This window comes from Candidatus Chlorohelix sp. (assembly GCF_037138995.1).
Classification (GTDB): Bacteria; Chloroflexota; Chloroflexia; order Chloroheliales; family Chloroheliaceae; genus Chlorohelix.
The window spans coordinates 1-13,696 of record NZ_JBAXHI010000007.1 but is presented as its reverse complement, the minus strand read 5'-3'; the positions used below and the strand labels follow the sequence as shown (position 1 = coordinate 13,696).

Annotated in this window: 11 protein-coding genes; 3 read left to right on the top strand and 8 right to left on the bottom strand. The window is 47.2% G+C overall.

Annotated features, from left to right (window positions below; genetic code table 11):
- Positions 1–125 precede the first annotated feature (125 nt).
- Genes guaB through WCK19_RS05030 form a run of 3 tightly spaced genes read right to left on the bottom strand, consistent with a single transcriptional unit; the run spans position 126 to position 2,838 of the window.
- Entirely contained in the window at positions 126–1,613 is a 1,488-nt protein-coding gene (guaB, locus tag WCK19_RS05040) for an IMP dehydrogenase (protein WP_342396275.1), read from the bottom strand.
- A gap of 60 nt (positions 1,614–1,673) precedes the next feature.
- Positions 1,674–2,165 carry a DinB family protein gene (locus WCK19_RS05035; protein ID WP_342396274.1) on the bottom strand — a complete coding sequence of 164 codons (492 nt, stop codon included), beginning with the start codon at positions 2,163–2,165 and terminating at the stop codon, positions 1,674–1,676.
- A gap of 52 nt (positions 2,166–2,217) precedes the next feature.
- On the bottom strand, positions 2,218–2,838 hold the full coding sequence (locus tag WCK19_RS05030; protein ID WP_342396273.1) for a molybdenum cofactor guanylyltransferase: 621 nt from the start codon (positions 2,836–2,838) through the stop codon (positions 2,218–2,220).
- Between the two features lie 533 nt (positions 2,839–3,371).
- Here WCK19_RS05030 and purL point away from each other — a divergent pair.
- A complete protein-coding gene (gene purL / locus WCK19_RS05025; protein WP_342396272.1) occupies positions 3,372–6,302 on the top strand; it encodes a phosphoribosylformylglycinamidine synthase subunit PurL in 2,931 nt (976 codons plus the stop codon).
- Between the two features lies 1 nt (position 6,303).
- A complete protein-coding gene (locus tag WCK19_RS05020; RefSeq protein WP_342396369.1) occupies positions 6,304–6,798 on the top strand; it encodes a GNAT family N-acetyltransferase in 495 nt (164 codons plus the stop codon).
- 29 nt (positions 6,799–6,827) lie between these two features.
- Here the strand turns inward: WCK19_RS05020 and WCK19_RS05015 are convergent, their stop codons facing one another.
- Genes WCK19_RS05015 through WCK19_RS05005 form a run of 3 tightly spaced genes read right to left on the bottom strand, consistent with a single transcriptional unit; the run spans position 6,828 to position 9,276 of the window.
- Positions 6,828–7,685, bottom strand: coding sequence for a transaldolase family protein (locus WCK19_RS05015; RefSeq protein ID WP_342396271.1), 858 nt, complete (start codon positions 7,683–7,685; stop codon positions 6,828–6,830).
- Positions 7,686–7,687: 2 nt separating this feature from the next.
- Positions 7,688–8,335: a dephospho-CoA kinase gene (gene coaE / locus WCK19_RS05010; RefSeq protein ID WP_342396270.1), complete on the bottom strand. Its 648-nt coding sequence runs from the start codon at positions 8,333–8,335 to the stop codon at positions 7,688–7,690.
- On the bottom strand, positions 8,332–9,276 hold the full coding sequence (locus WCK19_RS05005) for a LysR family transcriptional regulator (RefSeq protein WP_342396269.1): 945 nt from the start codon (positions 9,274–9,276) through the stop codon (positions 8,332–8,334). Before WCK19_RS05005 ends, coaE begins: the two co-directional genes overlap by 4 nt.
- A 369-nt stretch (positions 9,277–9,645) precedes the next feature.
- On the opposite strand from WCK19_RS05005, the gene WCK19_RS05000 reads away from it, so the two are divergent.
- Positions 9,646–9,852 (top strand): hypothetical protein, encoded by a 207-nt coding sequence (locus tag WCK19_RS05000; RefSeq protein ID WP_342396268.1) that lies wholly within the window; start codon positions 9,646–9,648, stop codon positions 9,850–9,852.
- Between the two features lie 122 nt (positions 9,853–9,974).
- Here WCK19_RS05000 and WCK19_RS04995 read toward each other — a convergent pair whose 3' ends face one another.
- Both WCK19_RS04995 and WCK19_RS04990 read right to left on the bottom strand, forming a co-directional pair.
- A complete protein-coding gene (locus tag WCK19_RS04995; RefSeq protein WP_342396267.1) occupies positions 9,975–10,331 on the bottom strand; it encodes a hypothetical protein in 357 nt (118 codons plus the stop codon).
- 753 nt (positions 10,332–11,084) lie between these two features.
- Complete coding sequence (locus WCK19_RS04990) at positions 11,085–13,241, bottom strand: molybdopterin oxidoreductase family protein (protein WP_342396266.1); 2,157 nt, start codon at positions 13,239–13,241, stop codon at positions 11,085–11,087.
- Positions 13,242–13,696 lie beyond the last annotated feature (455 nt).

Here is a 13,696-nt window from a genome sequence, read left to right as displayed (position 1 = left end):
ATAACATGGAAATTATCGTTACAAAATATACAAATGATTTCAAAACACATCTTTTTATAGGTCTATAACGCAAAAAAAGACGGGTGTATGCCCGTCCATTTATGTTCTAATATGTCTTTTTGAAGCTAATCTCGGTATCTCACCTCATAATTAGGCGCTTCTTTGGTAATAACTACATCATGCGGGTGGCTTTCTTTCAAGCTGGCAGAAGTAATTTGCATGAAGCGTGATACGGTTTGAAGTTCATAAATCGAACCTGCGCCCACATAACCCATACCGCTCCTCAAGCCTCCCATTAGCTGAAATACCAGATTGCTAAGAGAGCCGCGATATGGCACGCGCCCTTCAATGCCTTCCGGCACAAGCTTGACCGAATCCTTCACTTCGTCCTGATGGTAACGTTCGCGTGCGCCCTCGCCCGCTTTCATCGCCCCCATCGAACCCATCCCGCGATATTCCTTGAAATGCTCGCCTTGGAACAAAACCACATCTCCGGGGCTTTCCTCTACCCCTGCGAACAACGAACCTATCATAACGGAGCTTGCGCCTGCTGCCAATGCCTTAGTAATATCGCCACTGTATTTCACGCCGCCATCCGCTATAACCGGGATATTATATTTTGCGCCAATCTCGGCGGCTTCCATAATCGCAGTTACCTGCGGTACACCCACGCCTGTTACCACGCGAGTGGTGCAGATTGAGCCGGGTCCTACCCCAATACGAACCGCATCTGCGCCTGCTTTAATCAACGCTTCAGTGCCAGTGCCTGTCGCCACATTCCCGGCAATAACCGCCACATTGGGAAATTTCTCTTTAAGCTGGGTTACTGCCCGCTGTACTGCCCGCGCATGCCCGTGAGAGCTATCTAGCACCAGCACATCCACATTGTGGCGCACCAGTTCAGCAGCCCGATCCAGCATATCGCGTCCAACGCCTAACGCCGCCCCACACAGTAACCGACCAATATGGTCTTTGGCAGCATTGGGATATTTTATCTTTTTCTGAATATCCTTGACGGTTATCAAACCTTTCAAAAATCCGTGTTCATCCACAATCGGCAATTTCTCGATGCGATATTGGTGCAGGATTTTCTTGGCTTCATCAAGGTTAGTACCCATCGGAGCGGTTATCAGTTCCTTATTGGTCATCAATTCTGAGATGGGCTTGCTAAAATCTTCCTCGAAGCGAATATCGCGGTTGGTGAGAATACCTACCAGCAAACCCTTGTCGTCAGTAATGGGAATACCGCTGATATGGAATTTCTCCATCATCGCTAAACCTTCGCTCAGGTTGGCGGTGGGCTTAAGCGTAATCGGGTCAAGAATCATTCCCGCTTCACTGCGCTTAACCTTATCCACTTCCTCTGCCTGACGCTCAATCGTAAGGTTACGATGGATAACACCCAAACCCCCTTCTTGAGCCAACGCTATACCCATTCGCGCCTCAGTAACAGTATCCATCGGAGAACTTAGCAACGGGATTTTTAATCTGATATTCCGGGTTAGGTTGGTGGAAACATCCACTGTAGCAGGAATAACTTCCGAATCTGCGGGAAGCAAAAGTACATCGTCAAAAGTTAAACCCGAATAAACAAAACGGTCGCTAATAGCCATTACTCCATCCTCATAATAAATGAATACAAAGAAGCCCCGACTCGATCGGGGCTACCGGTTTTACATTGAATGCGCTACTTTCAAGTTACTGCGTATTTGCTCCAAATGCTCTTCAGTTTGCCTTATCAAAGCGGAGGCAATATCCATCACATTGAAATGCCCACGCTCCTGATGAAAAGCGCCTTTCAGCCATTGTAAAGGGCTTAAGCTCTTGAATAACTCAAGGTTACGCGCTCGGTTGGTGTCCCATTCCTGAAGCACTTCTTCCCAGAGTTGGCGCGAATAACCTTTTTCTTCCGCCAATTCTTCGGGATTAAAAGAGCGAAGGAACGGTTCATCATCTTCCACCATACGCACACAACGCTCATGAAATATTTCATCAACATCACGCATGTGGCAGATAATCTCTTTTACGCTCCAATCCTGTGGCGTAGGTTTAAACTCGTAAAGCTTCGGGCTGAGCCCCTCTATCTCCCGGTTTAGAAGCTGAGTCAATTCTGACAGCTCCTTGATAGTCACTTTTGCTTGGGCTATAGTTTCGGACTCGAACATAATATCCCTACTCCCTGTGTCAGATGCCAATTTAGTGAATTGATAAGCGCTATTATTTACTAAAAACCGCTTTATAGCGCTCGAAATCCGCAGGGGTATTAAAATTTAAGAAACTGCGTAAAGCTGGGTCATATTGTTCCAACTCAATGCCTACTAAGTACCGGGTAACTATCGAAGCAAGAAAGTCGGACATTTTATATCTATGTTCGCCCAGATGTTCTTTCACAACCGCTAATACCCTTGCGTTATACAGAGCGCAAAGTGGCTCAGGCAATCCCTCTGGGTTCAACGGCACTAGCGCATCCCGTGATTTGCCTTCTTCTTCCCATTCAACCAGCCCTTTAAGCAACTCGGTTCGGACAAAAGGCATATCGCACGCCAGCAAAAGATATTGTTGTGCCGTAAGAGCTTCTATACCTGCCTCAAGACCCGCCAAAGGACCACCACCCGGTTGGTTATCTACTACTACCGACAGGCTTGGTTTTAGAAACTCGTACTTTTCTGGCTGGTTTGTAACAAGCACAATACCGGCGCTTGCTACCGGGCGAGCCGCCTCTACTACCATTTCAAGCAGAGTCAGACCGTCCTTTTCAAATTTTAGCAAGGCTTTCTCAGTACCCATTCTACGGCTCTGACCACCCGCTAAAATTATAACACCTGTATTTTTACTCAACTATACTCCTCAAATACGAACCTGATTCCATGCTTCAGGTCATAAATATCAATTTTATGCTACCACAACCTACAATCTATTGCAATAATTAACAAAGTTGCGACTCACCTAAAGCCGTGTTAAGATGTGTTCGAAAATTTAAGACCACAATATTTTGTATTTTTAATCTTTTTTCTGGACACCATCTATTCCACCTATGGCGTTACCTAAGAATTTATCAATACACCGTACCCATTGTAATCGCCGTTTAGTTGGCAAGGTAACGGTGGTTTTTGTCTTTTTAGGACATATACTGATGCCACATATGATGGTGTATCGCTATACTGTTCTTTAGGGCTATCGCCAATTTCAGTTGGAGCAAAGAACACGCTATTTGCTCGCACACCGAAAAAAGTTTTATTATAAGTGGGGAACCGCTGATGGTGTGTGCGCGTTGTTTTGGCGCAGGTACAGGCTTGCTGGTAATAGATGCCGAGTGTAAACTTGCCAAAGTGAAATAATTCCTAAAAAGGTGTAAAGAGATGATTTATTGCGTGACTGTTGCAACCAGTCAAAACCACACCGAACTGACACATTACTCCCCAAACGGGTTGGTGATTTCCCGCTCGCGCCTTTATCTGCTTGAGTTTGAAAACGAAATTAAGCGCGAGTTAGCGGAAAACGCTACCCGAAAGGTGGCAGATACCCTATTTAGCGACCCGGTTATAGAAGAAACCAATATCGGGCTAGCAGAAGATTTGCTAAAAAGCTTGAACGATTCGAGCGCAGCTTTTGCCCTGCTTACCGCCTATCGCCCCGGCGTTACTGATACCACCGGCGAGAGCGTTTTTACCGGCTATAGGGTGCTGGCGGAATATGAAGCGGATTTGCCTCCGCTTAAGCGCGTGCGTACTGCCGATTTATACCTACTCAAAGAAAATGACCCCGCTTATGTGCGGCAACATTTGATTAACGAATTAATTCAGGAGAGCGTACCGCTTTCAGGGGATGTCGGCAAATTTCTCGAACATCAATTCCATTTCGAGCATTCCGCCAAAGGGTTGGCGAGTATTATCCCAATTCGTGAGGTGGCAGAAGCAGAATTAGAGCGAATCTCCCGCGAAGGGTTGTTGGCTTTGAATCTGGCGGAAATGCAAGCGATTCAGGCATTTTTCCGGCAAGAGCAGCGCGACCCAACCGATGTGGAATTGGAGACTCTGGCGCAAACTTGGAGCGAGCATTGCGTACATAAGACCTTTAAAGCGCGTATCACTTACACCGAAACCGATAGCGCCGGAGCAGTGGTGGAAGAAAATATAATTGACGGCTTGTTCAAAGAGGGAATTGCTGCGCCCACTCACCAAATGAACAAAAAGTGGATTATCTCCGCTTTCGTGGATAATGCCGGAATCATTAGCTTTGATCGCAACTACGACCTGAGTTTTAAAGCGGAAACCCATAACCATCCCAGCGCATTAGAGCCTTTTGGTGGAGCTAATACCGGGTTAGGTGGGGTAATTCGCGATATTATGGCAGTATCTGCTAAACCTATCGCTAACACTGATATTTTCTGCTTTGGTATGCCTAATACCGACCCCGCCACGTTGCCCTCCGAGGTGCTTCCACCACAGCGCATATTTGATGGCGTGGTAGGTGGCGTGCGCGATTACGGCAACAAAATGGGTATTCCCACCGTCAATGGCGCAATTCTGTTCGACCCCGGTTATGTGGCTAATCCTTTGGTGTTTTGCGGCACGGTGGGTATTGCCCCACACGGCAGCCATCCTAGCAATCTCAAACCGGGCGATTTGGTGGTAGTAGTGGGTGGGCGCACAGGGCGCGATGGTATTCATGGCGCGACTTTCAGTTCCATTGAATTGGGCGGTGAGCAAATCGCCGCTGAAGCGGGCAGCGTGGTGCAAATCGGCAACCCTATCGTGGAGAAGAAAACCCTCGACCTAATTCTTAAGGCGCGTGATTTGAAGCTCTACAGCGCTATTACCGATTGCGGTGGCGGCGGTTTGAGCAGCGCCGTAGGCGAGATGGGCAAGGATACGGGCGTACGGGTTGAGCTTGAGAAAATACCGCTCAAGTATGCCGGGTTAGAACCTTGGGAAATCTGGTTGAGCGAGGCGCAAGAGCGCATGTTGCTGGCAATAGAGCCAGCCAAGCTTGATAAATTTATGGAGTTATGTAAACTTGAGAATGTAGAAGCCACTGTTATAGGCGAGTTTACAAACGATAATCTGCTAACCCTGAACTATGCCGGAAACACGGTTGGTAGCCTGAAAATGGACTTCCTGCATAATGGCTTGCCCCGCCGAGAGCTTTCGGCACGATGGCAAAGACGCGCCACTCGCCCGCGCAATCTCCGCGCCGAATACGAACACTCCCGTCCATATCAGGGCTACGAAAATGTTTTGCTCAAAATCCTAGCCGACCCCAATATCGCCAGCAAAGAACAGGTCATACGCCTATATGACCACGAGGTACAGGGCGGCACAGTAGTAAAACCATTGGTGGGACAAGCCAATGACGGACCAAGCGATGCCGCAGTAATTCGCCCTTTGCCCGATTCAAAGCGTGGCTTTGTCATCTCAAACGGCATTAACCCGCGCTACAGCTTAATTGACCCTTACCACATGGCGGCTTGCGCTATTGATGAAGCAGTACGCAATGCCGTAGCGGTTGGCGCAGATATAAAGCATATGGCGTTGCTGGATAATTTCTGTTGGGGCAACCCAAATGTACCGGAACGATTAGGCGAACTAACCCGCGCTGTTATGGCTTGTCGAGATTACGCGCTTGCTTTTGGGCTGCCCTTTATCAGCGGTAAGGACAGCTTGAACAATGAGTACAAAGACCCTGCGACAGGTAAGCGTATTGCTATACCCGGTACGCTGCTGGTTTCTGCCATCTCTATAATTGAAGATGTAGAACGAGCGGTTACGATGGATTTAAAGCAGCCCGGAAATTTAATCTATATCCTTGGACGAACACGCCCGGAACTAGGGGCAAGTTATTACAGCAAACTGTACGGCTTGATTGAGGGCGAAGTACCCAAAGTTGAAGCAGGGTCAGCCCTTCGCAACTTCCGCGCCCTATCCAAAGCCATCCATGAAGGTTTGGTGAGTAGCTGTCACGACATGTCCGAAGGGGGTCTAGCGGTAGCGGCGGCGGAAATGTCCATTGCCGGAGGCTATGGTATGCGCCTCGACCTGCTTCATCTGCCCTATTCCGGGCTAAGGCGCGACCGCACCAATGCCGCAATCTTGTTCAGCGAAACGCCTAGCCGGTTTCTTATAGAAGTTGAGCCTGACAAGAAAGAGGCTTTTGAAGCAGCAATGCACGGAACGGTTTTTGCCCGCATTGGGGTAGTGCTGGAAGATGATGAGTTTTCCATTACAGGGCTTTCCAGCGCAACTATGCTACGTTTGCATATTGGCGCATTAAAAGCAGCTTGGAAAGAACCGCTCTTTGCCTGATATGAATCTACAGATTGCGCTTGCCGTTCTGCCCGATGCCGTAGCAATCCGCGATACGCTAGAACAGTCTCGCGCTTGGATGGCAAGCCTTGGAGAAAATCACTGGCTCCTGCCATTTCAGCTAGAATGGATTGTGCAGAAGATAGGAGCTGGGGAATTTTGGATGGTGCGAATGAATGGGCAAATTGCAGGTGAGTTTAGGCTCATCCATTCTGACCCTGACTTCTGGGGAGAAGATGATGGAGACTGCCTGTATTTCCACACCTTCTCTATTCGGCGCGAGTTTGCCGGGCAAAATTTGGGTAGCCAAGTTCTAGATTGGGTTAAAGGCTACGCCCGTTCGCTAGGCAAGCGTTACTTGCGGCTAGATACTCCCGCCAAAAATCCCTTATTAAACGCCTACTATAAAAACGCGGGTTTTAGCGGTGTGGCGCAAATGCCATTGCGCGGAATAGAATGGACGCTATTCCAGTTTGAGCTTGGTATTGCCCATTAAGGGTTAGAAATAACAGAAGCATAGCTGGGTTATTTGCCCAGCTTCTTTTTCAATTCCTCAAGCCGCGTTGTAATTTCGTCTTCTTCAATCAGCTTTTCCAACTCACGTTGCGCCATGTAAGCCTTCAAATCTTGCTGGCTATTAGAAGCAAACAGTTCTTCAATCTGGATTTTGCCGATAATATAATCCAGCATATCAAACGGCACACGCACATTTTCGCTCAGGGACGGGGTAGCGGGTGGTGCGCTTTTCATGTCGCTGGCAGACTTGCTGAAATCTTCTACTGCCTGTACACTCCACGCATGCTCCGCCAATTCATTTATCAGACTCAAGGGAATAGTTAGGTGATGTGCGCCCGCCAACAGGGTATCCAACGCTTGTTCTGGTGTTTTAACGCTGGCAGCTAAAATCTCGGTGGAAAATGGTTTTTCCCGATAAAGGAGCGACAGATTTTCAACCAATTTTAGCGGGGTGCCTCCCAGCCTTTCGGTGCGGCTAACATAGGGTATCACATAACGCGCCCCTGCCAAAGCCGCCAACCAACCCTGTTGTACACTGAAAAGCGCAGTAACGGCGCATATAACCTGCGGACTCATTTGGGATACTACCTTCAAGCCGTTGAGGTTGCATGGGATTTTCAGGATGATTTTGCCCGGCGCAACCGCATGCGCCTGCCACGCTTCCTTAACCATTTCTTCGGGTGTAGAAGCAATAAGCTGATAAAATACCGGACCGGGAAAAGCAGCCGTCATTTTTTTGAGATGCTCAAAAGGGGCAGAAGTTTCCTTTGCCAACAACGTAGGGTTAGTGGTAATTCCCGCTACGAACCCATAACCTGCCGCTTCTTGGGCATCGCTCAAGCTGGCTGAGTCAAGATAAAGAGCCACAGTTAACCTCCTCGAAAGGTAAGGGGTATTTTGCGCCAGGCTTCTTCAACCTGCCGTTCGGTTTCTTCCAGAGTACCGCTATTATCAATTACTACTGCTGCGCGAGCAATTTTTTCCGATTGGGGCGGTTGCGCGTTTATCCGCAAGCGGGCTTCTTCCACAGAAAAATTATTGCGGCGCATCAAGCGTTCAAGTTGAATTTCAGAAGCGCAAGTTACTACCCAAATGGTATCGCAATTATCCGCTAAGCCGCTTTCTAGCAACTTTATAGCGTCTATTACAACAATATGGGAAGTAGCTTCGACAAGCTGCCGCAGGATTTCTATTCTAACCAACGGGTGAGTAAGTTGTTCCAATTCGCGCAGTGCTTGAGGATTTGCAAAAACAATTGCGCCGAGCTTACGTCGGTCTATCGGGGCAGGATTGGGCGCATCAGCCTGAAGTATTTCTTTGCCAAAATGTGCCACAATAGGCGCATACGCGCTGCCGCTGGGAGCCATGATGCGATGAACGGCGGTATCAGCATCTACATTGTAAGCGCCGCGCCTACGCAACATTTCCAGCGCCGCGCTTTTGCCACAGGCGATGTTTCCGGTAATCCCTATTAGATAAATATCTGTTCTGCCCTGTCTGAGGTCAGAAACCGTCATGCTTCCGCCTCAACTGCAATAGAATAACCCGCGTAGGCTTTGATAACTTCGAGAAAAGCGCGTGCCGGGCGAGTCAATTCTTTATCTTTATGATGGGCGTAAACAAAAGTGCGTCCTGCCTTTGCGCCATCAATATCCATCACATGCAGCCTACCAGACTCAAGTTCGCGCCTAATAGAAAGAGCGGGAATAATCGCCACGCCCAAACCAATTTCCACACTGCGTTTTATCGCTTCGAGATTTGCCATTACTAAATAATTTTCCGCTTGGGTATGGGCAACTTCCAGCATTTGAGAAGCAAACGCTTGCAATGCCGAACCACGCTCCCGAATTAACATGGTGCGATTCCCAATCTCGCTGAGATTAACGCTGTTGCGCCCTTCCATCGCCCATCCATCAGCGGGACTGCAAATCATAATTAATTTATCTTCTAGGAAAGGGTGGATTTCCAGCAAAGGATGAGGCTCCATTGGAGTTCCCACCAACGCGAGGTCAACTTCATTCTTCAATAACTTCTGAGCAAGGGTTTCGGTATTACCAAGCGCAATTTCAAATTTAACTGCCCCATTGCTAGGTGAGTTATAACTCAATTTGAAACGGCGCAATAATTCGGGCAACACATAAGTCGCCAGAGTTACCCCAACTCCCAAATCAAGTCTGCCAGCCGAAATCCCGGCGGCTTCCCTTACCGCTTGCTCAGTCTCCTGAGCTTGCGATAGCAGGTTTACGGCTTTGGCGTAAAGCACCTTCCCCGCCTCAGTCAAATAAACTTCTTTGGCGAGTCGCTCAAAGAGGCGTACCCCAATCTGACGTTCGAGGGCTTGCACTTGCTGGCTAACGGTTGGTTGGGTTAAATACAATGCTTCTGCTGCTCTGGTAAAGCTGCGTTGTCGGGCTACTTCACAAAATATTTGTAGCTTTTGAAGATCAAGACTTAGCATAACCATTATCCATTTCTATGGATATAACAATTTCTATCTATTCCAGCGATTATAACACGATGGTAGAAGTTATTCCATCTCTTTTCGAGTGAAGCAGTCGCAGTCGCCGGAAGTTTGTTAAGTAGAAGCAAATACCCAGAAGTCTCCCGTTTATGGTATAAAGGTAGTGGATAACAGTTTGATGATTGACGAAGTTACTTACCGGAACATTATCAAGAAAGGGCGTTCTCTAAAGAGCATGCGCCTGAATACACCTATGATTTCAAATAGTCTCAATTTATACAGTAATATTGAGACGTTGGTTCTATCTAAGTTAGCCTAATTATGCAATATGACAAACAATTAATTCACTGCGATGCAGAAGACAGGGTGCTTGAAATTGAAAGTCTGGTACTTGATGATGGGTTGGTTGTAAGTATGAAAACCTCCCGTTCTGGCAATTTCCAGCCCTTTGCTGAGCTTCGCCAAGAGCTTGAAAAAGAGGGTTGGTCTATAGAACTGGCGGGAGTAATTCATCTGGGGAAAGCGCATCAACCTGCCAACAGTTACGCTGCCACCAGACCAATCTCTCAGTGAACCACCCTGAGCATTTTGCACCAGAAAATATCTACAGCCCCGCATATGCACAAAAGTGGTCGAGGTATAGGCTAATCTCAATATTAAAAAGCCCCTTTCGCCTAGCATAGGGGCTAATTTTATTAACCTGCGATTGAATCCTCTTGCATTTGCCCGGTTCCAAAGCGTTTAAGCTCCTGGGCAAGCCGTTCTTTTAGCTTTGTTCGGTGAGGAATAATACCTTGCGTAAATATAGAGCCATCAATCATAAGTACCGGAGCGTGCCAGCCCCCTTTAGCCAACGCCTCAAGCGAAAACTCAATCCAAGGCTTGACTATGAGTTTAACACGCGGGTCATTCTGACCAACACCCAATTCTTTCAGCACGCTTTTAGTTAGCCCGATGGTCAATTCACATTCTTCGCACATTTCATCTGAAACACTAAAGAAAAATTGCTTTCCGGTAATACGATAAATAATAATCTGAATAGGTTTTGCCATACTACTTGTACTACTCCAACACTAAATAATAAGTATCGCGGTATGCGAAACTCAGTACCCTGATATGATTTTATTGAATACGACTAATTTACGTTGCTTAAAGAGCGTGGACCCACTTTTCGGTCAAACTGTACATTTTTGCGGCGATTTATCAATGCGACGCAAGAGGTTTGCCCACAACTTTGGGACATGTTACCATCGCGTAATACACGCGGTTGAAATATTCTCCCACAGCCCGGGCATCTAGGACCGGTAGGTCTTTTCACAAAAGCCATTAAAATATCCTTTCAAATTAAAAAACAGAACTTTATATCAAATAAGTCATTCGCTTGAAGGTTACAGGTTGAGAATCTGAATATGAAACTTTAACCTATAACCCATCATCGGAGTACCACACCGGCGTGAAACAAACTTGGTCGGGGCAATAGTTTTATTTGCTGGATAGAGGTAATTTCCAGTTTAGCGAAGAACCCATTGTTAGAAAATTAAGATTTATGTTAACAAGCAGAAAGCTTTTTTAGATTTACTCAATGCTATTATAACAGAAGTAATCCACTTATGCGGCAACTTTCATAGATATATACGTGAATTTTTTGTCAATGTTTCATAATTCGCTATTGGTGTTGCAAATTTCGGTTGTGTATACAGTATTAAACGCCAAGCTGTCCCAAAAGTTTCTATTCTTGCGCCGAAATTTCGCGCAATTCCTAAATTCGGGCATTCCTCTAGTCATAACCTCCCTAATTATAAGAGCTAATTTCTCTCGTATAAAGCTTGCATAGCCGTAATTTCATCAACGGTAAGTGTTCGAGAGGCTTGCTCTACCTGCACTAGATTAGTGTGAAAAGTTGCGCCTTTTCCCATATCGGCTTCAGCGTCACTGGTTAGTACATTGCAATTCCAGCCTTTTGGGCTTCGGCTGTTCCACCAAATGCTAAGATGGCAAGCAACCCCTTGAGTTACCGAATCGCCCACTTCTGCTACAAAATAGGCTTGACCCCGACCATTGAAAGCGCGTAGCCAATCCCCATTTTGAATACCGCGCTCCTCCGCATCACTGCTATTCAATTCTAGGGTAGGAAACCGCTGTTTCTTGAGCATGGTGGGCATATCGGCGAAACTGCTGTTGAGGAAATGGTGGGCAGCGGGTGTTACCAACCGAATCGGATAACGGCTGAACAATTCAGGCGAACCATCCGCGCTTTCAGCCGAAGGATTATGATTCGGAAGAGGGTCGAGACCGTCTCGCAACATGCGCTCGCTGTAGAACTCTATTTTACCGCTGGGAGTGGGGTATTTGCCATCAGCAAAGGGGACATAGGGGCGAGGCAGATTGAGACGCGCAAACGACTCTTTCTCCAAACGCTCGTAGGTTATCCCTTCGAGGCGCGGGTCTTTACTGGTAAGCGCCTGACGAATCATATCCTCCGCGCTATCATTAAAGCAAGGGTCAACAAAGCCCATGCGCTGTGACAGCAAGCGAAATACCTCGATGTTGGGCTTTGATTCGCCTACCGGATTTATTACAGGGCGGTTTAGCTGCACATACAGATGCCCGTATGCGGCAAAAATATCGGTATCTTCAAAAATGGTGGGCGCGGGCAGCACAATATCAGCGTAGCGTGCGCTATCGGTCATAACCTGTTCGTGAACCACGGTGAAAAGGTCTTCGCGTTCCAACCCTTTTATCACTTTTGTCTGATTAGGCACAACTGAAGCGGGGTTGCAATTATAGACAAATAGACCCATCACACGCGGATTGTTGTATTCCAACAACGCCTCGCCCAATTTAATCATATTGATGGTGCGCGGTCTTTTAGGGTGGCGGTTTAGCAAGTCGGCACGCTCTAAAGCTGCCAGATTTAGCGGGAAATCGCCTCCAGCGCTAAGCAATGCGCCACCGCCCGGCACACCCCACGCCCCCACCAGAGCAGGCAAACAAGCAACTGTACGCACCATCATTCCGCCGTTGGTGTGGCGGTTCAACCCGTAATTAAGCCGTATAAAGCTGGGTTTGATGGTGGCATACATTCGCGCAAAATCAAGCATTTGCACAGCCCTAACCCCAGTAATTGCTTCCACATACGCAGGGGTAAATTGCTGAACATGCTCGCGCAAAAGCTCGAAACCGAGTGTATCCTGCTCGACAAAGGCTTTATCGTATAAATTCTCATTAATAATCACCCGCATCATACCAAGAGCCAACGCTGAATCTGTGCCGGGGTAGGGTTGGATAACCAAATCTGCTTGCTCGGCGGTTTTGCTACGATGTGGGTCAACTACCACAAATTTCGCGCCACGCTTTCTTGCCTCGTTTATAAATGGCATCAAATGGACATTGCTGGAAACCGGGTTCGCGCCCCACGCAATGATGAGCTTGCTTTCCCCAACCGTCTCAGGGTCGGTGCCGATTTTCGCGCCCATTGTGTAGGTATAGCCCACTCCTCCTGCGGTTGAGCAGATAGTACGATCAAGCAGGCTCGCGCCCATATAGTGGAAAAAGCGTCTGTCCATACTGGCATACGCCAACTTGCCCATATTTCCCGCATAGCTGAACGGCAAAATTGCTTCTGCGCCATACTCGGCAATTATCGCCTTGAAACGCTCGACAATAATATCCAGAGCTTCATTCCAACTAATCGGAGTAAATTCGCCCGCGCCTTTTGCGCCAACTCGTTTTAGAGGAGTTGTTATACGGATAGGACTATAAATGCGTTCCTGATAATAGCGGGTTTTGATACACAGGAAACCCCCTGTAAAAGGCATTTCCTCGTCACCTTCAACCTTGATAACCCGCCCGTCCTGTATCGTTGCATTCATAAGGCAGGTATCAGGGCAATCGTGCGGGCAGACCACCCGCTTTTTCTCAACCATCGGCAATTGCCGAGTTCTATCAGGCGCAATCGTCATACAAGCCTCTCATTTATTTTAAAAGCAAAATCATATGCTAATCTGCATCTATGATATATACCCTCTGGTAAATGCACTATAAATTGAATTATACAGGTTGTCCAATAACGCCGAAATAAGCAGTTTGACCTAATTGGTTAATAAAGAGATGAAATAAGCCGGATTTTTTAACCGATTAGTGTTAATAATGCTCTTTATTATCGGTCTTGACATATTGAGACGTGGATTCCAACGCTTTCAATAGCATATATGGCTTTACAGACACATGTTTTGCGCTATAATTATGTTAAGAGTGTTTTTCTGAAACAGGAATAATTGTTTTCCAATATTAGAGTGAGTCGGAATTCTTCCGTACAGAAAGGAGATACCATGGCTCAATATCCAAACCAACCTCCACAGGGGCAACCGCCTTATGGTCAGCCTCCGCAGGGACAACCGCCTTATGGTCAGCCTCC

What these genes read in the sequence shown, in the direction of transcription:
- guaB (WP_342396275.1), bottom strand. Translation starts at nt 1,613, where the DNA reads ATGGCTATTAGCGACCGTTTTGTTTATTCGGGTTTAACTTTTGACGAT.
- WCK19_RS05035 (WP_342396274.1), bottom strand. Translation starts at nt 2,165, where the DNA reads ATGTTCGAGTCCGAAACTATAGCCCAAGCAAAAGTGACTATCAAGGAG.
- WCK19_RS05020 (WP_342396369.1), top strand. Translation starts at nt 6,304, where the DNA reads ATGAATCTACAGATTGCGCTTGCCGTTCTGCCCGATGCCGTAGCAATC.
- coaE (WP_342396270.1), bottom strand. Translation starts at nt 8,335, where the DNA reads ATGACGGTTTCTGACCTCAGACAGGGCAGAACAGATATTTATCTAATA.
- WCK19_RS05005 (WP_342396269.1), bottom strand. Translation starts at nt 9,276, where the DNA reads ATGCTAAGTCTTGATCTTCAAAAGCTACAAATATTTTGTGAAGTAGCC.
- WCK19_RS04995 (WP_342396267.1), bottom strand. Translation starts at nt 10,331, where the DNA reads ATGGCAAAACCTATTCAGATTATTATTTATCGTATTACCGGAAAGCAA.
- WCK19_RS04990 (WP_342396266.1), bottom strand. Translation starts at nt 13,241, where the DNA reads ATGACGATTGCGCCTGATAGAACTCGGCAATTGCCGATGGTTGAGAAA.